The sequence below is a fragment of the Streptococcus mitis genome (assembly GCF_003943905.1).
Lineage (GTDB): Bacteria > Bacillota > Bacilli > Lactobacillales > Streptococcaceae > Streptococcus > Streptococcus mitis_BC.
In genome coordinates, this window is record NZ_RJNS01000001.1 from 587,729 (window position 1) to 611,127 (window position 23,399).

Here is a 23,399-nt window from a genome sequence, read left to right on the forward strand (position 1 = left end):
AATCATGTCTCAACTCTATGATATTACCATTGTAGGTGGCGGTCCTGTCGGGCTCTTTGCTGCCTTTTACGCCCACCTACGCCAAGCCAAAGTCCAAATCATCGACTCTCTTCCCCAGCTCGGTGGTCAACCAGCCATCCTCTACCCTGAAAAGCAAATCCTTGATGTGCCAGGTTTTCCAAACTTAACCGGAGAAGAGTTGACCAATCGCTTGATTGAACAGCTAAACGGATTTGACACACCTGTTCACCTCAACGAAACCGTTCTTGAAATTGAGAAACAAGATCAAGGATTTACCATCACAACCAACAAAGGTAGCCACCTGACTAAAACAGTTATCATTGCCATGGGTGGTGGTGCCTTCAAACCACGTCCGCTCGAATTGGAAAACGTTGAAGACTATGAAAATATCCACTACCACGTTTCCAATATCCAACAATACGCTGGCAAGAAAGTAACCATCCTTGGTGGGGGAGACTCAGCTGTGGACTGGGCTCTAGCTTTTGAAAAGATTGCCCCAACTACTCTCGTTCACCGCAGAGATAATTTCCGCGCCTTGGAACATAGTGTGCAAGCCCTGCAAGAATCATCTGTAACCATCAAGACACCGTTCGTTCCTAGCCAACTTATCGGAGATGGAAAAACACTCGACAAACTAGAAATCAGCAAAGTCAAATCAGATGAAGCCGAAACTATCGAAGTAGACCATCTCTTTGTCAACTATGGTTTTAAATCATCTGTCGGCAATCTTAAAAATTGGGGTCTAGACCTCAACCGTCACAAGATTATCGTCAACAGCAAGCAAGAATCCAGCCAAGAGGGTATCTATGCCATTGGGGACTGCTGCTACTATGAAGGTAAGATTGATTTAATCGCTACAGGACTGGGTGAAGCTCCAACTGCTATTAACAATGCCATCAATTACATCGACCCTGACCAAAAAGTGCAACCAAAACACTCAACAAGTTTATAAGAAAAGAACCACGGATTGAACAATCCGTGGTTTTATAATTCATCAGCAATCTTGTTTATTTTTCTGAGTCTGTGGTTGACACCACTCTTGGTCAGGGGATTGCTCAGGCTATCTGCCAACTGCTGGATAGAGTAGTCTGGGTGCTGGATCCGCAAGCGAGCCACCTCCTGCAAATCCACTGGTAAATTTTCCAAGCCCATTCTATCTTTGATTTTACTGATATTATTGATAGTCTTCATGCTGGCAGAAACCGTTCGAGCGATATTGGCTGTTTCAGCGTTATTGGCTCGATTGAGATCGTTACGAGTTTCACGCAAAATCTTGACGCGCTCAAAATTATCACGCGCCTGCATGGCCCCAATCACAATCAAGAAATCCATGATGTCCTCTGCACGCTGGAGATAGGTAACCGCACCTTTCTTGCGCTCAATAACCTTGGCATCCAGTAAAAATTGCTGGAGGAGAGAGGCCAGTCCTTGGGCGTGGTCCAGATAAACAGAACTGATCTCCAGCTGGTATTTGCCAGACTCAGGATCACGGATACTTCCATTTGCCAGAAAGGCCCCACATAAATAAGCACGACCTGCTTCTTCATCTGCTAAAATATCAGGATCGATGCCCGTCTCCAAACCAAAGAAGGAATCCGCAAGCCGCAAATCAGCTAAAAGCTCCTGCACCCTCTCATCAGTATAGACCGTATAGACACGGTTCTTGCGAAGATTGCTTCTCTGATGGTGACGAATCTCTGACTTGATTTCATAAAAATGGAGAAAGGACTCATAGAGATGCCGAGCTAACTTGGCATTTTCAGTCACAACAGACAGAGTCAAGCCCGAAGTCGAGAGACCAATACTACCTGACATCTTGATGATGGCTGATAGTTCATGACGACTGAGATGGTGCTGACCAAGAATTTCTTCTTTTACTGCAACTGTAAAACTCATTTTCGCACCTGTATAATTCGCATCAATTCATCCACAATCAAATCCCCATCGTGGAAGGCTCCTCCATTTTCCAAACGAAGGAAATTGGAAGAAATCACACGAGGAACCTGCTTGCAGAGACCAGCAAAATCATGTTCTACCTGTACCAAATATTCATCGAAACGGTTGGTATCCATGTATTCTCTAGGAACCTTTTCGATATTAACCAAGACCGTATCAATAAATGGCCGACCTAAGTGTCGATGGAGGACTTCCACGTGGTCACTGTCTGAAAAGTGCTCTGTTTCCCCACGCTGGGTCATGATATTGCAGACATAGGCGATCTCCGCCTTGGTCTCCAAGAGTGCCTGTCCAATCTCCTCGATGACAATATTGGGCAAAATCGATGTAAAGAGGGAACCAGGCCCCAAGACAATCATGTCACTCTCGAGAATGGTATTGACTACTCGACGGCTGGCTTGCGGTGTTTCATCATCCAAGGTATTGGTCACATAGACATGGTCGATCATGCCGGGATGATCTGCAATGTGGCTCTCACCTGCCACCTCAGAACCGTCTTTAAAGACTGCATGCAGTGTCAAAGGCTGATCGCTTGAGGGGTAGATTTTTCCTGTTGTGTGGAAAAAGAGACTTAGCAGCTGCATGGCATTGTAAGTGGACCCTTGCATTTCAGATAGGCCAGCAATGATAATATTTCCTAGCGGATGACCCGCAAAAGCTCCAGCCTCTTCTGAGAAACGGTACTGAAAAACCTTCTCATAAAACTTAGGCATATCCGACATGGCTACCAGGACATTGCGAAGATCTCCTGGTGGTGTCAGCTGTTGGATATTCTTTCTTAGTTCACCAGAAGAGCCACCATCATCAGCTACCGTTACGATGGCTGCGATATCAACATCCTTTTCTCGCAAGCTTTTCAAAATGACGGGGATACCTGTTCCTCCACCAATTACAGTTATCTTTGGTTTTCTCATGAACGGTTTACCGTTTCCTTTCTTCTGTCTTTGTCACGATGGCTTTCATTGACAGGCCAGTTTTTGGATAAATCCTCAGCTATGCGCTTAGCAAAGGCAACACTACGGTGTTGTCCACCCGTACATCCTACTGCAATGGTCAAGACGGACTTGCCTTCTTTTTTGTAACTTGGCAAAATAGGCTCAATCAAAGCAAGCAAGTGCTGATAGAAATTTTCAGACTCTTCATGATTCATCACATAGTCATAAACTGCTTGATCCTCACCTGTCTGATTGCGGAGTTCCGGAAGGTAGTATGGATTTGGCAAAAAACGGATATCAAAAACCAAGTCTGCATCAATAGGGATACCATACTTGAATCCAAAAGACATGACCTCGATACGGAAAGACTGGGCTTGTTCTTGGTCTGAAAATTGCTCAGCAATGGTTTTACGCAGTTCACGCGGAGTGAGTTCTGTCGTATCCACCACATTTTGACTCATGTTTTTCAAAGGTGCTAAGAGTTCACGTTCCAGCTTGATGCCATCTAAAATTCGACCATCTGCTGCTAGAGGGTGACTTCTTCTAGTTTCCTTATAGCGTGCCACCAATTCCTTATCTGCTGCGTCTAAAAAGAGGATTTTGAAGTCCAAATCATCTTGGTTTTCCAATTCATCCAAAACGGCCTGAATCTCTGAAAAGAAGGAACGGCTCCGCATATCCACCACCAGGGCTAACTTATGGTCATCATCCTTGGTCTCTACCAACTGCAAGAACTTTGGCAAGAGGGCTGGTGGCATATTGTCAATGGTGAAATAGCCCAAATCCTCGAAGGACTGAATAGCTACCGTTTTCCCTGCACCACTCATCCCTGTTACAATCACAAGGTGAAGTTGTTTTTTTGTCATCTATCTCTCCTTATATCAAAAAAAGTTTGGCAGAGCCAAACTTCAACTAGCTTATCCAATCTCTGCGATCACTTCAATTTCGACTTTTACATCACGAGGAAGACGTGCAACTTCCACAGCTGAACGAGCTGGAAATTCCTCTTTAAAGGCAGTTTGGTAAACCTCGTTAAAAGGAATAAAGTCATTCATATCGCTCAAGAAGCAAGTGGTTTTGACAACATGGTCAAAGTCTGTTCCTGCTTCTGCCAAAATAGCACTGATGTTTTTCAAAACTTGTTCTGTCTGTTCTTGTATAGTTTCTCCTACAATTTCTCCAGTTTCAGGAGATAGGGGAACTTGACCACTAGCAAATAAAAGATTGCCAACGATTTTTCCTTGAACATATGGTCCTATAGCTTTTGGAGCTTTGTCTGTATGAATTGTTTTTGCCATTTCTTTCCCTCATAATTTTTCTAATATTGCATCCCAAGCCTGATCCATCCCTGCCTTGCTGACAGATGAAAAGAGGATGAAGTCGTCACTTGGGTCAAAGTTTAATTTCTTTTTGATTGCTGATTCGTGCTTGTTCCACTTACCACGAGGAATCTTGTCCGCCTTGGTCGCAACGATGATAACCGGAATCTCATAATACTTAAGAAATTCGTACATCTGCACATCATCTGCTGACGGGTCGTGGCGGAGATCCACTAGACTAACCACTGCACGGAGATTTTCACGAGTCGTTAGGTACTCCTCAATCATGCGGCCCCACTTTTCACGTTCCTTTTTAGAAACGCGGGCATAGCCATAACCTGGTACATCCACAAAACGCATCTTGTCATCAATGTTGAAGAAGTTGAGCAACTGGGTTTTCCCAGGTTTCCCTGATGTACGGGCTAGATTCTTGCGGTTGAGCATGGTGTTGATAAAGCTGGACTTCCCAACATTTGAACGCCCTGCAAGGGCTATCTCTGGCAGGTCATCCTGCGGATAGTGGGACTTGTTGGCTGCACTGAGCAAGATTTCAGCATTGTGTGTATTGATTTCCATAATCACCTCTAGGCTGTTTCTAGGATTGGTTTATCCGTTCCATCAACAGCTTCTTTTGTGATGCGAACCAGTTTCACATTTTCCTGACTCGGTACTTCAAACATAACATCTAGCATTGTCTCTTCGATGATAGAACGAAGACCACGCGCACCAGTTTTGCGTTCGATAGCCTTATTGGCGATTTCTTGAAGGGCTTCGTCGTCAAATTCCAACTCGACATCATCATAAGAAAGCAAGGTTTGGTATTGTTTCACCAAGGCATTTCTTGGTTCTTTCAGGATGCGAACCAAGTCATCGACCGTCAATTGCTCAAGAGCTGCAAAAACAGGCAAGCGTCCAATCAACTCTGGAATAATACCGAATTTTTGAATATCTTCTGCGATGATTTCTTGCATGTAGGAGCTGTTTTCGTCAATCGCTTTGTTGTTTTGTCCAAAGCCAATAACTTTTTCACCCAGACGTTGTTTGACGATTTCTTCGATACCATCAAAGGCACCACCCACGATGAAGAGGATATTTTTAGTATCCACCTGAATCATCTCTTGTTGTGGATGTTTGCGTCCTCCTTGAGGCGGCACGCTAGCGACAGTTCCCTCGATAATCTTGAGAAGAGCTTGTTGCACTCCTTCACCCGAAACGTCACGTGTGATAGACACATTCTCGCTCTTCTTGGCAATTTTGTCAATTTCATCCACATAGATAATCCCGCGTTCTGCACGTTCGATATTAAAGTCAGCAGCCTGCAAGAGTTTGAGTAGGATATTTTCCACGTCCTCACCCACATACCCAGCCTCAGTCAGAGCTGTCGCATCTGCAATAGCGAAAGGCACGTTCAAGCTCTTAGCTAAAGTCTGGGCCAAGAAAGTTTTCCCTGAACCAGTTGGACCAATCATCAGGATATTTGACTTCTGCAAATCCACATCTTCTGACTCTTCACGCGTATCGTGGAAATTGATGCGTTTATAGTGATTGTATACAGCCACTGCCAAGGCACGTTTGGCACGATCCTGACCAATCACATAGTGGTTCAAGATATTGAGGAGTTCAATTGGTTTTGGGACTTCAGACAAGTCTGCTAAAACTTCCTCGGCCAACTCCTCCCGAATGATTTCCTGGGCTAATTCCACACATTCATTACAGATAAAGGCGTTGTTCCCAGCGATTATTTTCTTTACTTCTTCTTGGCTTTTGCCACAAAATGAGCAATAAACCATCATATCATTTTTCCTATTTGTAGGCATGATTTCCTTCCATTCTAATTTATCATTCTATCTAAAATAAGGTCATATAAAAAGCATGGACACTGTTTACCAGATTGGTAAAAGCATTCAACCAGAGTAAGGCGGATAGTCCATAGCGCTTCTTACGAAAAGCCTGTGCTCCAGTCAAAATACAGATTACACACAAAAAAGCTGTAAAAAATCCAAATATACTGCGCTCCATTAGACTTCCTTTCTATCTCGGTATTCGATGGTAAAATCATAGTCGTTTTTCTCATCTCGGGTATAAGATTTGCTTGCGACTGTCTCAAAACGAGACAAGTCAAACTCCTCAGGGAAATAGGTATCTCCCTCCACCTGAGCATGAATCTGTGTCACGATGATTTCATCTAAATAGGGCTCAAAAGCCTGAAAAATCTGTTTTCCACCAATGATATAGAGATTTTTTTCCTGACTCTGATACCAAGTTAAAACAGACTTCACATCTTGAAACACGAGCGCTCCATCCACGACTTCATCACTGTTTCGTGTCAAAATCAAGGTTTGGCGTTTGGGAAGCAGACGACGCCCCATTCCATCAAAGGTCACTCGTCCCATCAGTATAGCATGATTTAAAGTTGTTTCCTTAAAATGTTGCAACTCTGCTGGCAAATGCCAAGGGAGACGATCTTCCTTCCCAATCACCCCTTTTTCATCTTGGGCCCAAATGGCTATGATTTTCTTTGTCATGCTTCCGTCCTTTTTATTGATACTACTATTTTATCAAAATTCTCCCAAAAAGACTGTTTTGAAACGCGCTCAAAAGAGAGAAAAGGAGCAGGCTTCATTTAGCCTGCTCCTCTCGTCCCTAGGACATATATTTTTTTGCTTCAGATTCAATTTTTTCGACCACTTCTTGTATACTTAGTCCAGTTGTGTCAAGGTAAACTGCATCCTCAGCCTGTTTGAGAGGTGAGGTTTCACGATGACTATCCTTGTAATCACGTGCCGCAATCTCTTCTTTCAGCGTTTCCAAGTCAGTCTCAATCCCTTTAGCAATATTTTCCTTGTAACGACGCTCTGCTCTTTCTTCAACAGAGGCTACTAGGAAAATCTTGAGTTCAGCTTGTGGTAAAACAACTGTCCCGATATCACGCCCATCCATGACAATGCCACCTTGCTGGGCAATCTCTTGCTGGAGCGAAACCAGTTTCTCACGCACCTCAGGAATGGCAGCAATGCTTGAAACCTTGTTGGTCACTTCATTTTCACGAATCGGATGAGTAATATCAACATCGCCAACAAAGACAAGTTGCTCACCTGTTTCCGAACGTCCAAAACTAATAGGGTGTTGGTTCAGAAGTTCAAGAAGTTGGTCTACATTTCCTGCATCCAACTGGTGCTTGAGTGCTATATAAGTCGCAGCACGATACATGGCACCTGTATCAAGATAAGTGTAACCAAAATCCTTAGCAATAATCTTTGCGACCGTACTCTTACCACTGGAAGCAGGACCATCAATAGCAATTTGAATTGTCTTCATTTCCGACTCCTATCTAGTCTTGATGACATCACCAGGGTTGGCAAACCAAGTTCCTGATGACATATGAGAAGGATTCAGAGCTTCTAGCTGGGCAATGGAAATCCCTGCACGCTGAGCGAGAGCTGCTTCTCCTTCTCCAGGTTGCACAGTAAGCGTTCCTTCTCCATCTGTGTGTTCTTCAGAACTACTTTCTGAAGGAGTTGATTCTTTCGTTTCTTGAGCTTTACTAGTAGAGGAAGAAGACTCTTCCACTTTAGAGGTTGACGATGGAGCTGAAGAATCATAAAAATCCTTCAAAGCTGCCGTGCGGTTACTTCCTCCAGTAGAAAGGTAAATCAATACGACAACCATCGCTACAACGATTACAAAGAAGAGGCTAGCTAGAATGGTCAAGACACGATTGGCAACAACACCTTTTCCTTTTTGTTTACGGTGACGACGCTCTAATCTTGTTTCTTCTTCTCTATTGTCATAAATATCTTCTTGCCACGGTTCTTTTTCCATACCTTACTCCTTGTATTTTTTTCATTTTCTTATTACAATATAAATATGAAAGTCACACTTATACCTGAACGGTGCATCGCCTGCGGGCTTTGCCAGACCTACTCTGAACTCTTTGATTACCATGATAATGGAATCGTTCGATTTTACGATGATCCAGTTGAATTGCAAAGAGAAATCGCTGAGACCAGCGATGTTCTGGAGGCTATCAAACAGTGCCCTACACGTGCACTTCTCAAAGATCCATCATAGTTTAAAAGGGAGATTGATTTTGTTGATTCTTTTTGTCACTTTAATCCCTTCATCTACTAGTTTAGCATATTTCTAGGTAAAATTATAGTCTTTTCTGGTTATTTTTCCCTTCAAAAATAGAAAGATCACTTTTTTCTTTGACGAGATAGAGTGGTCTTTTTTTGGTTTCCATATAAATCTTACTGATATATTTTCCCAAAATCCCAATGGTCAGGAGTTGAATCCCTCCAAGAAAGAGAATGACAGCCATCAGAGAAGTCCAGCCAGATGTCGGATTCCCCAAGATAAGGGTTCGAAACACCACAAAAACAGTCATCATAAAAGAAATAAAACAAGATAGGAGTCCAGCTACAAAGGCTATACTCAAGGGAAAATCTGAAAAGTTGAGAATCCCTTCAATCGAGTAGAAAAAGAGCTGTCTAAAACTCCAACTGGTCTTGCCAGCCTGTCTTTCGACATTTGGATAGTCTAGGTAGTATGTTCGAAAACCGACCCAGGCAAAGAGGCCCTTAGAAAAACGATTGGACTCGGTCAAGCTTAAAATGGCATCCACCACAGACCTTCTCATCATCCGAAAATCACGAACACCTGATGGCAGGGCTACTGGGCTGATTTTTTGCATGAGGCGGTAAAAGATGTCAGCGCAGAAACTGCGAAAGAAGGGTTCTCCCTCCCGACTAGTTCTCCGTGTCCCAACACAGTCCAAGTCTGCATTTTGGTCTAGTAAGGCTTTCATATCAAGTAGCATACTAGGAGGATCCTGAAGGTCTGCATCCATCACGACCACCAAGTCTCCAGTTGCATGCTGCAAGCCTGCGTATAAGGCTGCCTCTTTCCCAAAATTTCGTGAGAAAGAAATATAATGTACCGCAGGATTTTGCACCCGATAGGCCTTCAAAAGCTCCAAAGTGCCATCGCTTGAACCATCATCCACAAAGACATACTCGATCTCTGCCCCCAATTCTGGAAGGAGTGCTTCAACAGACTGATAAAAAAGAGGAAGTACTTCCTCTTCGTTTAGACATGGGACAATGATTGAAATCATCATCTTAGTCTTCAAATCCATTTGGATGCTTGCTTTGCCAACGCCATGCGTCTTCACACATTTGAGTAATATCGAGTTCGGCTTCCCATCCAAGTTCGGCTTTGGCTTTTGCTGGGTCTGAGTAGCAGGCAGCGATATCACCTGGGCGGCGTTCTACAATGCGGTAAGGAATAGGACGTCCCACTGCTTTTTCCATATTTTGGATAATTTCAAGAACGGAGTAACCTTTACCAGTTCCAAGGTTATAAATGTTTAGACCTGAACCTTTTTGGATTTTTTTCAAAGCTGCAACGTGACCTTTAGCTAGGTCTACGACGTGGATATAGTCACGAACCCCAGTTCCATCTTCTGTATCGTAATCATCTCCAAAAACTTGTACTTGTTCTAGTTTGCCCACTGCTACTTGGGAAACATAAGGCAAGAGATTGTTTGGAATTCCATTAGGATTTTCTCCCAAGTCACCGCTCTCATGTGCTCCGATTGGATTAAAGTAACGCAGCAAGACCACATTCCATTCTGAGTCTGCCTTGTAGATATCGGTCAGAATTTCCTCTAGCATAAGCTTGGTACGACCGTATGGATTGGTCACTGAAAGTGGGAAATCTTCTAAGATTGGAACTGTATGAGGGTCTCCGTAAACTGTCGCAGAAGAACTGAAGATGATGTTCTTACAGTTATTTTCTTCCATAGCTTTTAGAAGGCTGACAGTTCCAGCGATATTGTTGTCATAGTAGGTAAGAGGGATACGGGTTGATTCGCCAACAGCCTTCAAACCCGCAAAGTGAATCACACCAGTCGGTTCTTCCTGCTTGAAAATATCTCTGAGTGTATCTGTGTCACGGATATCTGCCTCATAAAAAGGAATCTCAACTCCTGTAATTCTTTCAACAACTTCTAAACTTTTACGATTGCTATTGACAAGATTATCCACCACAACCACTTGATGACCTGCTTGGATCAACTCAATAACAGTGTGGGTTCCGATAAATCCAGCACCACCAGTTACCAAAATCTTTTCTTGCATCTTTTTTCCTCGATTCTCAGATTATTTTTTCTTATTTTACCATTTTTGATAGGGAATGTCATTCGCCATCCTAGAGGGGAGGCTAAAATTTTTATTCGCTTTTTACTCGTTTGACATAGTTTGCAATTGGATAATTTATTGGGTCCAAGGTCAACTCCTTGTCTTGGACCAATTGGGCTAGATGGTAACCAATGATAGGACCCGTTGTCAGACCTGATGACCCTAGTCCACTAGCCGCATAGACACCTGCTAAGCCTGGGACTTGCCCAAAAAATGGTGAGAAATCGCTAGTATAGGCGCGGATTCCCACACGATCACCTCTTGTAGTAGCTTCAGCCAAGGCTGGATAGTATGGCAAGGCTGCTTCTTCCATTTGCTGGAGCAAGGGTTCATCTACCGTCAAGTCAAATCCCATATCATTTTCATGGGTAGCTCCTAGGGACAATTTCCCACCAGCAAAAGGAATCAGATCCCACTCCCCTTCTGGCATGACAACAGGGTAAGATTTCATATCTTGGGTAAGTTGATAATCTCGTAGTTGTCCCTTTTGGGGACGAACATCTACCTCATATCCTAAAGGCTCCAAAATGTCCCCCAACCAAGCTCCCGTCGCCAAAATAACCTGATCAAACACCTCTTCACCAATTTGGTAACCTGATGATAGAGGCGTCAGAGTCGCTTTCTCTTTGATTAGCTTGACTTGGCTGGCTTCCAGCAAACGAGTCACTAAGAGTTGACCATCTACTCTCGCTCCACCAGAAGCATAGAGCAGGCGGTCAAATCCCTGTAAGTCAGGGAACAATTCATTAGCAGACGCTTGGTCCAGAATAGCTAACTGGCCTATCAAGGGAGATTCTTCCCTGCGCTGAAGGGCTAGCTCATAGAGTTCTTTCAACTTGGATTCGTCCTTTTTCAAGAGAAAAACTCCTGAGCGTTGGTAAAAGTCGATCTCCTGACCAGACTTCTCTAAATCAGCCAACAAATCCACATAAAAGTCAGCCCCCAAGCGTGCTAGCTTGTACCAGGCTTTATTTCGGCGTTTGGAAAACCAAGGACTGATAATTCCTGCTGCTGCCTTTGTTGCCTGACCCTGTCCATGGTCAAAAACGGTTATCTCTAAATCAGCTTCTTTAGAGAGGTAGTAGGCGGCTGTGGCACCTACAATTCCTGCTCCAATAATGGCAACTTTTTTCATTATCTTCACTTCCTAACTAGATATGGTAGAAAGGATTGGTCGATGCTTGACTAGGCAAGACATCAATATTCCAATTCTTTTCTGCCTTCCATTGAGTAAGAAGTGCAGCGATTTTTTCGACAAAAAGGATTTCGATATAATGTCCTGGATCCAATGCTAACAGGCCATCAGACAGCATGTCTTGGGCAGTGTGGTAATAAATATCCCCAGTGATATAAACATCAGCTCCTTTTGCCAAAGCATCAGAGTAGAAAGACTGCCCACTACCACCACAGATGGCCACTCTTGAAATAGGCTTCTGCAAATCACTCTCTTGATAATGCACCATTCGAAGACTATCTACGCCAAAGACTTGCTTGACATGCTGGGCCAATTCTCCAAAGGTCTGAGTCGGAATATTCCCAATACGACCAATCCCACGTTCTGGACCTGTTTCCTGCAGATAAGTCGTTTCCTCAATGCCTAGCATCTGGCAGAACCAATCATTTAGCCCGTTCTCAACAATATCAATATTGGTATGACTGACATAAACTGCGATATCATGCTTAATCAAATCAATGTAAATCTGATTTTGAGGACGACTAGCTACCAAATCCTTGATAGGACGAAAAATCGGCGCGTGCTTGACGATAATCAAATCCACCCCCTTTTCAATGGCCTCTACCACCGTCTCTTCACGAATATCGAGGGCAACCATGACTCTTTGAATATCCTTGTCCAAAGTACCGATTTGCAGGCCACGACTGTCTCCCTCCATAGAAAATTCCTGAGGGCAAAAGGCTTCATATACGCTAATCACTTCACTTGCTAGCATGGAGCACCTCCTTGATGGCTTGAATTTTATCTACTAGAACTTGACGTTCCCCCAGATTTTTTTCTGGAATTTGGTTAAGGGCAAATTCTAACTTAGCAGCTTCTTTTTGCCATTTTTGGACAAATACTGGACTGACTTCTTTGGACAAGATAGGTCCAAAGCGGACATCACTGGCTGATAGCTTCATTTGTCCTGCTTCCACCACCAAAATCTCGTAAAACTTTCCAGCTTCTTCTAGGATGCTTTCTGCTACGATCTGAAAACCGTGGTCTTGCAACCAGATACGCAAGTCGTCTTCACGATTATTGGGTTGGAGGATTAATCGTTGGACACTAGCCAACTTGTCCAAACCTTCTTCTAATATGGTAGCAATCAAACGGCCTCCCATACCAGCAATGGTGATAACCGATACTTGGTCAGCCTCTTCAAAGGCTGCTAGGCCATTGGCTAAACGAACTTGGATTTTCTCCTTTAGACCGTGAGCCTCAACATTTTTAACCGCAGACTGGTAAGGACCTTCCACCACTTCCCCTGCAATAGCGCTTTTGATTTGGCCTCTCTCAACTAACTCGATGGGCAGATAAGCATGATCACTCCCCACATCTAGTAAAATGGCCCCCTGTGGCACAAAGGAAGCAACCAATTCTAATCTCTTTGAAATCATCTTCTCTCACTTTCCAAAACTCTATTGCCTCTTATTATACCACATTTCAGCTAGCAATCTTGCACCTAAAAAGACCGCAATCCACAGATTGCAGTCTTTCTTTATTTTTTCGCTTGGTAACGACTGGTCAAAATGAAAATCACTGTAAAAATCAGCATCATTGTCCCATAAACAGGCAGCGTTTGTCCAGTTAAGGTTGATATTTCAAGTAGTTTTTGAATCCTTGGGAAGAGAGCTGTGGCTAGGAAGCCTCCCACTGACCAGACAATCAAAAGGACTCGCCAGAGGGTGAATGGCATGCAAGCTCTAAATACGGATAAGAAACCGATAGACCCAAGGAGATAATAGAGGAGAGTTGACATTTCTAACTCAGACCAACCTTGACTTGTCCCAAATATTTTCACAAAAAGGACACTAAATACGACCATGAGAGCGCTTGGTAGGGCACGAAGCATGGATCTTCTGAGGAAGTATGGTTCAACAGGTTTGATATTTCGCTCAAAAGTTAGAACAAATGGTGGGAAACCTTCCACGAACTGGTCAATCATGGTAATCTGGATCGGAATGAAAGGGAAAATCAAGATCCATTCAGACCGTCCCAGAAGAACACTGGTGATACAGATAACTGCTAACAGGAAGGAATAGATGGTTTTAATCAAGAAAATCGGTGCGATATGGGCGATGTTATTGACCACACGCCGGCCTTCAAAGAGAATCTCAGGAACATCATTAAAGTCTGAGTTCAAGAGAACCAAATTGGCAATCTGACGTGTTGCCGGATCTCCCTCAGCCATCACGATGGAACAGTCTGCTTCACGAAGAGCCAGAATATCATTGACACCGTCCCCTGTCATAGCTGTTGTATGACCCGCTTTTTTCAGGGTTTGGATTAGTAGTTTCTTTTGATGAGGAGAAACACGTCCGAAAATCGCAGTCTCCTCCGCCATGGCCATCAATTCCTCATCGGTGATTTTTGAGCAATCAACATAGCTTTGATAGTCTGCAAATCCAGCTTTCTGGGCAATGCTGGATACAGTGACCGGATTGTCCCCAGAAATGATTTTGAGGCCCACTTCCTGAGAACGGAGATAGTCCAGCGTCTCAGCTGCTCCTTCTCGAATGGGGTCCAAGATCTCCAGCAGTGCCAAGGCTTTAATATCAGATGGTTTTTGTGGCTTGTGGTGGTCTAGTTTTTCGTGACTGAGAGCCAAGACCAAGACACGTGAACCTCGCTCCAAGGCCTCTCTAGCTTCAGGGACTTCATTTTCTAGCAACATCTCAGGCGCCCCTAAGAAAACTGTCCCTAGCCCTTCCAACTCCATAGCTCCCCACTTGCGGTCGCTAGAGAAAGGAAGATTCGAAAGCATAGGGTAGGCAACCTTTCCTTGGAAACGCTGGCGAATGGCTTGAGCTGTAGGATTTTTATCCTCACTATGGGCCATATAACTGGTCAGAATGCTAGTAATAGCCTCATCACTATAAGTTTCCGTCAGCGGAAGAACAGCCTCCACCTGCATCTTTCCTTGGGTGATAGTGCCCGTCTTGTCCAGACAGAGCATATCCACACGCGCCAAGGTTTCGACAGAGTACATCTCCTGCACCAAGACCTTTTTCAAGCCCAGCTTGATCACCGCAGTCAAGAGCGAAGTGATGGTCAAAAGGGCGATTCCCTTGGGCAACATACCCAAAAGGGCTGTTGACGAATTTACAACAGATGACTTGAGAGGCAAGCCTTTTAAAATCAAGGCTTCTAGCAAGAGAGCCAGACCAAACGGAATGATAATCTTCCCAGTAAAACCAGCTAGCTTGTCCAGTGATTTCATGATACGGGAGTTGATCGGTTTCACTGTCTTAGCTTCCAGCATGAGTTTGGAAGCATAGTTTTCTGCACCGACATGATGAACTTGAGCCAAAACTGATCCACTGGCTAAGAAACTCCCAGACAAAAGCAAGGCGTCAACTTCCTTTTGCACCAAATCACTCTCACCCGTCAACATGGCTTCATTGACTTCCGCAAAGCCTTCTAAAACCCGCGCATCACTAGGAATCTGCTCCCCAGCCGACAGACGAATCACATCACCTAGAACCAATTCTTCTGGATTGATGGCAATTTCCTGACCATCACGAATGGTTTTGACCTTTTCCTTGGTCATAAGATTGAGCTTGTCCACCATGTGTTTGGCCCGTAGCTCGGTCACAATCCCAGAAAAAGCGTTAAAGCAGATAACAGCAAAGAATACCAAATTGCTCCAAGCCTGCACAAAGGCTAGTGCCAAAGCAATGGCAAAGTTTAACGCGTTAAAAAGTGTAAAAACATTTCGTTTGATGATTTGCCAAGTACTGGTACTGGCCGAAGCGGTAAAGTCATTGACCAAACCTTGAGCCTGTCTTTCCTTGACTTCTCTTTGGGTTAATCCCATTATCTTATTTTTATCCATAAATTCTATCATATCATTTTTTTTTAAAGAATTCTAATCCCATCTAAAACTGTTGGCTGATAACTGAAAAAGTTTGCCAGCAGTCTTTTGATAAGGTATAATAATAAAAGCAATACAATCGAAGGAGATCTCATGTTTTATACTTATTTGCGTGGACTAGTCATGCTGATCTTGTGGTCCATCAATGGCAATGCCCACTACCACAATACTGATAAAATCCCTAGCCGAGACGAAAACTATATCCTCGTCGCTCCTCATCGTACTTGGTGGGATCCTGTATACATGGCCTTTGCGACCAAGCCAAAACAGTTCATCTTTATGGCCAAAAAAGAGCTGTTTAACAACCGTATCTTTGGCTGGTGGATCCGTATGTGTGGTGCCTTTCCTATCGACCGGGAAAATCCTAGTGCTTCTGCCATCAAGTACCCTATCAATGTCCTCAAAAAAAGCGACCGCTCTCTCATCATGTTTCCAAGTGGGAGCCGTCACTCAAACGATGTCAAGGGGGGCGTAGCCTTGATTGCTAAAATGGCTAAGGTCCGTATCATGCCTGTCACCTACACAGGGCCCATGACCTTGAAAGGCTTGATTAGCCGTGAACGTGTGGATATGAACTTTGGAAATTCTATCGATATCTCAGACATCAAGAAAATGAATGATGAAGGGATTGAAATGGTTGCAGACCGTATCCAAGCAGAATTCCAACGTTTGGACGAAGAAACCAAGCAATGGCACAATGATAAAAAACCAAACCCACTCTGGTGGTTTGTCCGCATCCCTGCCCTTATCCTTGCAGTTCTTGTTGGTATTCTAACGATTATCTTTACTTTCGTCGCAAGCTTTATCTGGAATCCAGATAAGAAGAGAGAAGCTCTTGGTTGAGACAATGAGAACTGCTGCACAAAAACTCGATTTTAAGAGAAAATCCAGCAAGCCTTTCCATAAAAAATGCATAGTATCAATGTTTTTGGACACTTGATGCTATGCATTTTTATGATCTTTATCCCTGTATAACCAGAAGAAAACTCTACATTCTATATAGAAATTTTTTGACAAATTACTTTGATTTTGATATTATATTATCAGAAAAGGGGAGGATTTTTATAATGAATCATAAACATTCTTTATTTGGGAAGTGCAAGTCTGTTTTATTGACGGTTGCTCTAGCGTCTACCTTTACAGCAATGGGGCAAGTTGATGCTGATGAGGTAAAAAATCCAAGTCAAGTTGCTAATGATCTTGCTCAAGTAGGTTCAAATGAACTGTCCACTAAAACTACTCAAACTAATCAGCAAATTTCCGAAACAGTTAAGGAGATTCAAGATAAAGTTAATGTCTCTGTAGTACCACTTGATAAAGCTCAACCTGGTGATATAGTTAAAGTAACTACTACTTCAACGGACGCCAAGGTAAATACTAAAGAAAACACAGCTGGTACAGAAGCAATTGCTAAAGCAGAGACTTCTGTAAGTGTTGAAACAACTCATTTAGCTGCTAAGGGAACTGCCGTTGGAGAAAAGACACCTGTTACAACAACAAAGACTGTTACAGATCACGTTAATACAGATGACTATGTAGCTAATGTTACTCAAACTATCAAGAAAACTACATTTGAAAAAGTTTTGAAAGAAGCAGATGTAATAATTACTAAACAAGCAGCTGGTTCTGCAGATATCGTCTTTACTATTGATAAGTCAGGTTCAATGGATTCGTCTATTCAAAATGTTGTACAGAATATCGAGAACTTTGTCCGTGATTTGGCTAGTAAAAAGGTTGATGCTCGTCTTGGCTTAATCGCGTATGAGGCTGCTGACAATGTTCAATATTTCGATTTTAATGGATCTAAATTCACTAAGAATGTAGAGGAGTATATTAAGGCGCTTAGATCTATTCGAACAGGCGGTGGAACAGAAGAGCCTACAGCCCCTCTACATCATATCGCAACCTCAAAAGATTATGATTGGTCTACATCTTCTAATAATCGTCGTTTTGCATTCTTAATTACTGATGAAAGTATTGATTTCCGTACTCCAGGCATTCCAACAGTAGAAGAGACTCTGAAAGCTCTTAAAGCAGCAGATATTTCTCTATCAGTTGTAGGGATGAGATACGAAGAATCAACCTTCAAACCTTTAGTTGAGGGGACAAAAGGGCTTTATCTTAATATTAATCAAGAATTTTCTAGTCTTTTAAATCGTGATTTTACAAATCATGTTGTTAAGACTGTCCAAGAAGGACGTGTTTACCGCATCGTAACAGAGAAATATGACTTCTTAACAGAGGCGCATGTCGTACTTAAACCAAAACCTATCGGAAGCACAAAGGCAGTTTATCATACTTCTGCACTTTCTAATAAGGTATCTGAATTACCTAAAACTGGTGAAAAGGCATCTTCTAATTTATCCGTACTTGGAGTTGCCTTAATTGCAGTAGCCTCTGGTTTGACTGTTGGTGTTAAGAAAAAAGATTAAGGAGATCCTTTTCATATAGAAGGTAGAGGAAAGGAGTTTTACACCATTTAGATTCTTTGCCAACTCTAATAAGAAAAAAATAGTTAACAATAAGAGAGGGCCTCTTGGTCTTCTCTTTTAATATATTCAGAGCAAATTTCATATTCTACTCTATCATCTCAAAAAGATTTTGTACCTCTTTCTTTAGAAATAAAGGAGTATTTTCTTTTATCGAATAAATTCATGATGAAAATATCAGTCTTCAAAAATACATATTCCTAGTGTTAGTAATATGAAAACGATTGAGATTAAAGTGTGTGATTTTCTAAAATATCTGTCATTTCATCAAGCCTATGATATTCTTAATAAGTCTCGTCTGCTCCTTTACAATGACAATCCAGTCACTTTTCATTATAGAACATGTATTTTTCTGCATTCAAAGAAACTCTAAAATCATAAAAACGCATAATATAAGAAATTCAAAGAGTTCAATATTATGCGTTTTATTGTGGAAAGTTTTACTGGATTTTCTCCTCAACTTTAATTTTTGCCTTGTCTCTTCTCTTACTTTATTCAATCTCCCATTTCTTTGCCAACCAGTTAGAAAAAGCCACAAATCGCTCAGCCACTTGCTCATGATGCCCATAAGGATCAAAAACAAACTGACCAGCCGGATAGTGCTTCTGAAGACTAGTATGGATCTGCTCAGCATAGACTGGTGCTTGAGCCAAGCGATTGGTATGATTAGCTCCTTCTGTTTGACCATTCTGTAAATACAGTAAACAGTCCAAATTTTTCACCTCTTCTTCCTTGCAGTAAACCACAAAATCAGGATACCAAAAGGAACCGCAGATAGAGAAGACACAGGAGACCTTATCAAAATGGAAAAGACTGTATACTGCCACCAAACCTCCCAGTGAATACCCTCCATAGGCAAGACGATCTTTGTCCAGGCGATAAAGCGACTGTAACTTGTCTAAAAGACCTCCAAATAATTGACCATGATAGGCAGTTGCCTGACCACCAAAATCTGGAGCCCCCTCTCTCAGAGCAGATGCCTTCCAGGGAGTGTAGTCGTCTAGGCGATTTTTAGAGGACAAGCCCACTAAAATCACAGATTCAGAAAGGGAAGATAGGAAATCCAAGTTTCCATCATTCAAGAGAATCGCTGGATAGGTTTGATTGGGATCATAGATCGAAGGAAGGCTGACCTTGACTTGGATCCCTTCCCAATCAAACTCATTATTTATTGATAAAGTCATTGATTTTCTCAAGGGAATCGATCACTGCTGGACCATAGTCCATCAACTCATCGTAAGAGATAGTCATGATTTTTTGATTCTTAATAGCAGGAACATTTTCCAAAACAGCATTTTTCTTCATCAACTCTACAGCGTTGGCATCCAATTTTTTATTGCGGTCGCTGGTCACATAGATAATCAACTCAGGATCCATTGACACGAGATTTTCCAAGGTCAAGCCTGATGTTCCCGTTGCAACGTTTGTATAACCAAGTTGATTCAACAAGCTCTCTTGCAAAGCAGACTTGTAAGCACCGAAGGTTTCGTCATTATAAGCAACCATAATCAAAGCCTTTTTCTTTTCACCTTGGTTTGCTGGGTTTGCTTTCTTAACAGCATCAATTTTAGCTTGTAATTGAGCTGCATATTCATTGGCCTTGTCCTGCACATTAAAAATCATTCCAAGATTTTTGACATCTTCTACAATATTTCCCAAATCTTGCTGAATCGTTGAGAGAGAAGCTTTTTGTGTATAGACTGGGATTTTGTTTTCATTCCAAGTGCTAACTGTCCCCAAGGATTTTTCAGAAAACATCATATTTCGACCCATCACAGCATCTGGTTCATAAGAAAGAACTGTCTCTTGAGAGACTGTTTTTTTATCGCCAATTTGAGGAATAGTCGCAATCGCGTCCTTGTATTTGTCCGTCACAGCATTATCAGGGTTAAGCATGCCAGCAATTTTATCCTTCAAGCCTAACTCCAATAAGATTTCAGTGGTTGACAGATTGTTGGTGATAACTTTTTCAGGTGCCTTCTCAAAAACTTGTTCGACTTCATTCCCTTTAGCGTCATAGGTCTTGACCGTTAACGGATAAGTCGTCTCTGTGCTGGCCTTTTGACTTGTTTCTGTGCTAGACTGTGTGGTAGTTTTTTCTGTAGTAGAATTGCCACAAGCTGCCATGGTTAAGGTAGCTACTGTTACGAGTAAAATGCTGAGTGTTTTTTTCATTTTGTTTTCCTTTTCTTTCTTATAAATAGTGAATCATAGCTTGCTGATCCTCGGTCCAAGTAACCTGACTTTGAACTCCATATACAGTTTGCAATGACTCAGGTGTGATGGTCTCCTTTGGAGTTCCTTGGTAAAGGATTTCTCCCTCTTTCATCAGATAGAGATAATCCGAATAGCGACAAGCAAGTTGAATATCATGCAGGACAGCTAGAACATTGACCTTGAGATTCTTCACAATGGCCAACAAGTCTAACTGGTACTTGATATCCAGGTGATTGGTTGGTTCGTCCAGGAGCAAGAGAGTCGGTTCTTGCGCCAAGGCGCGTGCCAACAAGACTCGCTGTTTTTCCCCACCTGACAGGGACGAATAGAGACGAGTTTTCTTCTCAAGCATATCCACCTTGACGAGAGCATCTTGAACGAGGGCATAATCTCTTTCCTGTTCCTTCTGTAAAAAAGAGAGGTGGGGAGTTCTTCCCAGCAAGACGATTTCCTCAACTGTACAATCAAACTGCAATTGATTAAACTGGGTGACAACTGCCATTTGCTTGGCTGTTTCTTTGAGTGACCAATGCTCTAGTGGCTTTCCATCTAGGCTTATCAAGCCTTTGTCTGCCTTTTCCTGACGATAGAGGAGTTTAAGCAGGCTGGTTTTCCCACTTCCATTTGGTCCTAGTATCGTATGAAATTGATGCCCTTCAACCTTAAGAGAAATTCCTTTTAAGATTTTTTTCTCCCCTAGTCCAAAGTGGATATCCTGGAAAATCAAGTCCATATCAGATCCTCACCTCCCTTCGCCTGCCTCCAACAATGTAGATAAAGAAGGGAGCACCTACTAAGGCTGTAAAAATACCAATAGGCAACTCTGCGTTTGGAATGGTGATACGAGAGAGTACATCTGCCCAGATGACAAAGAGGGCACCAAGTATGGTCGCAACAGGAAAAAGTCTCCTGTAATTCGTTCCTACTAACCCTCGAGCTAAGTGAGGAGTAATCAGTCCAACAAATCCAATAATCCCACAGGTTGCCACTAAGACTGCTGTCAGCACAGCTACCATGGTCACATAAAGATACCAATAAAAGCGTAAGGGAATCCCCAAAGTTAAAGCAGCCTCATCTCCCATCATCATCGCATTGAAAACACGATACTGGGTAGCGAAAAATAGAAAGGCCATTCCTACTACTATAGTTGGCAGGACTAAGTCAGACCAAGTAGTCCCGGCAAGCGAACCCATGGTCCAAAACTTAATGGTCATCACACTGTCCGCATTAGCGCCTACTGAGATAATAAAGTTTGAAAAAGCCAGAAAGAGAGCGTTGACCACCGTTCCTGATAAGATCAGACTGGAAGTCGTCATCCTTCCCTGCATAGAGGCAATGATGAGGACAGCGATTGTTGCCAAAATAGCTCCAAGAAAAGCTCCAAGGCTAATCATCACTTTTAAACCAAGAATGATGCTCAAGGTTGCCCCTAGAGTTGCACCCGCAGATATTCCTAAGACATAGGGCTCAGCGATGGGATTGTTCACTGTAGACTGCATCACGCTACCACACATAGAAAGACCAGCCCCTACTATCAAGCCTAACAATACTCGAGGGAATCTCATGTTCCATACAATGGCAAGAGTGGACTTGGAAACCTCTCCTATCTCAAGAGGAAAACCCAACCTGCTCAAAATTATCCGATAGGTATCTCCTAAATCAATCACAACGGATCCCATAGAAACCGCTAGAAAAAGTGAAATTCCTAAAACACTTAGCAAAATACCTAAAAGTAAAACAAACTGCAGGTCCTGTCGGCTTCCAGAAAATTTGGAAAGCATGCAAACCTCCTTTGATAGAATCTTAAAAATTTAGAAAATTCTCATAAAAATTATACCATATTTCCATTAGATGAACAAGGATAGAAACATATATAGAAAAAGCCCTCTGAAGTCAGAGAGCTTAGCTGTCTATAAAATTAGTGAAAATTCTTTATATCACCAATTCTCCCACTGGGTTTCAATCTTGACCTCACCATAGTTGCTTGGCGAGTATTTACTGTCATAAATCGAGCACCAATCTTTCAAGACTTTCTGGTTGACGATTTCATCGTAGTAAGAATCCAAGTCCTTAGCAGTGATACCGTACTTCTCTAGGTAAGTTTTCACTTGTGCCTCGTCTTCAATAGATGTTTCCGATCTATTTTCATAAATCATAATTTTTTTAACTAGTACTTTTCTCTTAAATTCGTAATGAATAACAAAGTTAATTTTTTCTCCTGAGTTAGCATATCTTTCAAACCAAATATTTACACCTTTACTACTACCATCAAAATTAAACCGTAGTTCTAAGTTCTTCGCATCGCTTCCAAGAGAAGAATCATCGTATGTTATTATTGATTCATACTTATCCGTTTCATTCATATTCGAATCATAAAGCTTTCGATTTTTCACTGTCACATTTTTTAATTCATTGAAGTTATAATAACCCAAATAATTTTTTGCCGTCTCTTGATATATCTCATCAAAAACGTTTTTAGGTTGTCTAGGAAAAAAGTAGAAACAGGATAATACAATTAGTACGAGAAACGTTACTAAACCTAATATTTTTTTCATGTTCTCACCAATTCTCCCACTGCGTTTCAACCTTGACATCTCCATAGTTGCTCGGTGAATACTTGCTGTCATAAATGGAGCACCAATCTTTTAAAACCTTCTGGTTGACGATTTCGTCGTAGTAAGAATCCAAATCCTTGGCAGTGATACCGTACTGTTTTAGGTAGAATTTTACCTGAGTCTCGTCTTCGATATAAGTTTCCGTATCTGCTTTCTTTAATCCTATTTTTACAAATTTTTTTAAATTGCGTTCTTTATGAGAATATACAGTCCACATTTTTATATTCACGTTGGACTCTATACGTTTTTCAAATGATATCGAACCAATTTCATCTTCAGAATAAAAACTAAATCCAATTCTTAGTTCAAGATAACCTTCCGGAAGATTTTTATAATTTCCTGAAGGTGTATACCTTAAAAATTCTCCATCGCTTGGCCAGACTGGTTTAATATCAAACCCATCGATGTTTCTTAAAATATTATTTGATCGATAGGTTTTCTCCGTCTCCTGATAAATCTCATCAAAAATGTTTTTAGGTTGTTTAGGAAAAAAGTAGAAACAGGATAATACAATTAGTGCGAACAACGCTACTAGACCGAGTATTTTTTTCATACTG

25 protein-coding genes are annotated in these 23,399 nt (G+C 42.1%); 4 read left to right on the plus strand and 21 right to left on the minus strand.

The genetic code is table 11. The annotated features are described in order from the left end of the window. The first annotated feature begins 4 nt into the window (after positions 1-4). Positions 5-973: an NAD(P)/FAD-dependent oxidoreductase gene (locus tag D8854_RS02985; protein WP_125449508.1), complete on the plus strand. Its 969-nt coding sequence runs from the start codon at positions 5-7 to the stop codon at positions 971-973. Positions 974-1,005: 32 nt separating this feature from the next. Here the strand turns inward: D8854_RS02985 and whiA are convergent, their stop codons facing one another. The 9 genes from whiA to D8854_RS03035 form a co-directional block, all read right to left on the minus strand. Then, positions 1,006-1,917: a DNA-binding protein WhiA gene (gene whiA / locus D8854_RS02990; protein ID WP_000011290.1), complete on the minus strand. Its 912-nt coding sequence runs from the start codon at positions 1,915-1,917 to the stop codon at positions 1,006-1,008. Further along, positions 1,914-2,891: a YvcK family protein gene (locus D8854_RS02995; RefSeq protein ID WP_001231059.1), complete on the minus strand. Its 978-nt coding sequence runs from the start codon at positions 2,889-2,891 to the stop codon at positions 1,914-1,916. Before D8854_RS02995 ends, whiA begins: the two co-directional genes overlap by 4 nt. Further along, the gene (gene rapZ / locus D8854_RS03000; RefSeq protein ID WP_125449510.1) at positions 2,888-3,778 is read right to left on the minus strand and encodes an RNase adapter RapZ; all 891 of its coding nucleotides are present in this window, start codon (positions 3,776-3,778) and stop codon (positions 2,888-2,890) included. The genes D8854_RS02995 and rapZ overlap by 4 nt, the downstream gene beginning before the upstream one ends. Before the next feature lie 51 nt (positions 3,779-3,829). After that, the gene (locus D8854_RS03005; RefSeq protein WP_084948926.1) at positions 3,830-4,210 is read right to left on the minus strand and encodes a RidA family protein; all 381 of its coding nucleotides are present in this window, start codon (positions 4,208-4,210) and stop codon (positions 3,830-3,832) included. Between the two features lie 9 nt (positions 4,211-4,219). Beyond that, positions 4,220-4,807 carry a ribosome biogenesis GTP-binding protein YihA/YsxC gene (yihA, locus tag D8854_RS03010; RefSeq protein WP_000405196.1) on the minus strand — a complete coding sequence of 196 codons (588 nt, stop codon included), beginning with the start codon at positions 4,805-4,807 and terminating at the stop codon, positions 4,220-4,222. A gap of 8 nt (positions 4,808-4,815) precedes the next feature. Beyond that, positions 4,816-6,048: an ATP-dependent Clp protease ATP-binding subunit ClpX gene (gene clpX, locus D8854_RS03015; RefSeq protein ID WP_004240351.1), complete on the minus strand. Its 1,233-nt coding sequence runs from the start codon at positions 6,046-6,048 to the stop codon at positions 4,816-4,818. 201 nt (positions 6,049-6,249) lie between these two features. Continuing rightward, positions 6,250-6,756: a dihydrofolate reductase gene (locus tag D8854_RS03025; protein WP_061417163.1), complete on the minus strand. Its 507-nt coding sequence runs from the start codon at positions 6,754-6,756 to the stop codon at positions 6,250-6,252. Positions 6,757-6,874: 118 nt separating this feature from the next. Next, the gene (cmk, locus tag D8854_RS03030) at positions 6,875-7,549 is read right to left on the minus strand and encodes a (d)CMP kinase (protein WP_000849393.1); all 675 of its coding nucleotides are present in this window, start codon (positions 7,547-7,549) and stop codon (positions 6,875-6,877) included. A 9-nt stretch (positions 7,550-7,558) separates the two neighbouring features. After that, positions 7,559-8,053 carry an SAG1386/EF1546 family surface-associated protein gene (locus D8854_RS03035; RefSeq protein ID WP_084926089.1) on the minus strand — a complete coding sequence of 165 codons (495 nt, stop codon included), beginning with the start codon at positions 8,051-8,053 and terminating at the stop codon, positions 7,559-7,561. Between the two features lie 45 nt (positions 8,054-8,098). Between D8854_RS03035 and D8854_RS03040 the strand changes: the two genes are divergently transcribed. Then, complete coding sequence (locus tag D8854_RS03040) at positions 8,099-8,302, plus strand: ferredoxin (RefSeq protein WP_162284888.1); 204 nt, start codon at positions 8,099-8,101, stop codon at positions 8,300-8,302. A gap of 82 nt (positions 8,303-8,384) precedes the next feature. Here the strand turns inward: D8854_RS03040 and D8854_RS03045 are convergent, their stop codons facing one another. The 6 genes from D8854_RS03045 to D8854_RS03070 all read right to left on the minus strand — a co-directional run bounded on the left by D8854_RS03045 (position 8,385) and on the right by D8854_RS03070 (position 15,482). After that, entirely contained in the window at positions 8,385-9,368 is a 984-nt protein-coding gene (locus D8854_RS03045) for a glycosyltransferase family 2 protein (RefSeq protein ID WP_162284889.1), read from the minus strand. Continuing rightward, positions 9,352-10,371, minus strand: a complete 1,020-nt coding sequence (gene galE, locus D8854_RS03050) for a UDP-glucose 4-epimerase GalE (RefSeq protein WP_125449512.1) — start codon at positions 10,369-10,371, stop codon at positions 9,352-9,354. Before galE ends, D8854_RS03045 begins: the two co-directional genes overlap by 17 nt. 91 nt (positions 10,372-10,462) lie before the next feature. Further along, complete coding sequence (locus D8854_RS03055; RefSeq protein ID WP_185768054.1) at positions 10,463-11,566, minus strand: NAD(P)/FAD-dependent oxidoreductase; 1,104 nt, start codon at positions 11,564-11,566, stop codon at positions 10,463-10,465. A 16-nt stretch (positions 11,567-11,582) separates the two neighbouring features. Next, positions 11,583-12,380, minus strand: coding sequence for a Nif3-like dinuclear metal center hexameric protein (locus D8854_RS03060; protein WP_125449516.1), 798 nt, complete (start codon positions 12,378-12,380; stop codon positions 11,583-11,585). Then, the gene (locus tag D8854_RS03065) at positions 12,367-13,044 is read right to left on the minus strand and encodes a tRNA (adenine(22)-N(1))-methyltransferase (RefSeq protein WP_125449518.1); all 678 of its coding nucleotides are present in this window, start codon (positions 13,042-13,044) and stop codon (positions 12,367-12,369) included. The genes D8854_RS03060 and D8854_RS03065 overlap by 14 nt, the downstream gene beginning before the upstream one ends. Before the next feature lie 101 nt (positions 13,045-13,145). After that, positions 13,146-15,482, minus strand: coding sequence for a cation-translocating P-type ATPase (locus tag D8854_RS03070; RefSeq protein WP_125449520.1), 2,337 nt, complete (start codon positions 15,480-15,482; stop codon positions 13,146-13,148). A 132-nt stretch (positions 15,483-15,614) separates the two neighbouring features. Here D8854_RS03070 and D8854_RS03075 point away from each other — a divergent pair, with 132 nt between their 5' ends. After that, the gene (locus D8854_RS03075) at positions 15,615-16,364 is read left to right on the plus strand and encodes a lysophospholipid acyltransferase family protein (protein WP_125449522.1); all 750 of its coding nucleotides are present in this window, start codon (positions 15,615-15,617) and stop codon (positions 16,362-16,364) included. Between the two features lie 224 nt (positions 16,365-16,588). After that, positions 16,589-17,953 carry a VWA domain-containing protein gene (locus D8854_RS03080; RefSeq protein ID WP_125449524.1) on the plus strand — a complete coding sequence of 455 codons (1,365 nt, stop codon included), beginning with the start codon at positions 16,589-16,591 and terminating at the stop codon, positions 17,951-17,953. Positions 17,954-18,501: 548 nt separating this feature from the next. Here D8854_RS03080 and D8854_RS03085 read toward each other — a convergent pair. The 6 genes from D8854_RS03085 to D8854_RS03110 all read right to left on the minus strand — a co-directional run bounded on the left by D8854_RS03085 (position 18,502) and on the right by D8854_RS03110 (position 23,395). Further along, on the minus strand, positions 18,502-19,194 hold the full coding sequence (locus tag D8854_RS03085; protein ID WP_125449525.1) for an alpha/beta hydrolase-fold protein: 693 nt from the start codon (positions 19,192-19,194) through the stop codon (positions 18,502-18,504). Then, positions 19,175-20,185 carry an ABC transporter substrate-binding protein gene (locus D8854_RS03090; RefSeq protein ID WP_125449527.1) on the minus strand — a complete coding sequence of 337 codons (1,011 nt, stop codon included), beginning with the start codon at positions 20,183-20,185 and terminating at the stop codon, positions 19,175-19,177. The genes D8854_RS03085 and D8854_RS03090 overlap by 20 nt, the downstream gene beginning before the upstream one ends. Positions 20,186-20,204: 19 nt before the next feature. Next, positions 20,205-20,960, minus strand: a complete 756-nt coding sequence (locus D8854_RS03095; RefSeq protein ID WP_125449529.1) for an ABC transporter ATP-binding protein — start codon at positions 20,958-20,960, stop codon at positions 20,205-20,207. 1 nt (position 20,961) lies between these two features. Beyond that, positions 20,962-22,008 (minus strand): FecCD family ABC transporter permease, encoded by a 1,047-nt coding sequence (locus tag D8854_RS03100; protein WP_125449531.1) that lies wholly within the window; start codon positions 22,006-22,008, stop codon positions 20,962-20,964. 156 nt (positions 22,009-22,164) lie between these two features. Continuing rightward, entirely contained in the window at positions 22,165-22,782 is a 618-nt protein-coding gene (locus D8854_RS03105; RefSeq protein WP_125449533.1) for a TipC family immunity protein, read from the minus strand. A 4-nt stretch (positions 22,783-22,786) separates the two neighbouring features. Beyond that, complete coding sequence (locus D8854_RS03110) at positions 22,787-23,395, minus strand: TipC family immunity protein (protein WP_125449535.1); 609 nt, start codon at positions 23,393-23,395, stop codon at positions 22,787-22,789. Between the last annotated feature and the right edge of the window lie 4 nt (positions 23,396-23,399).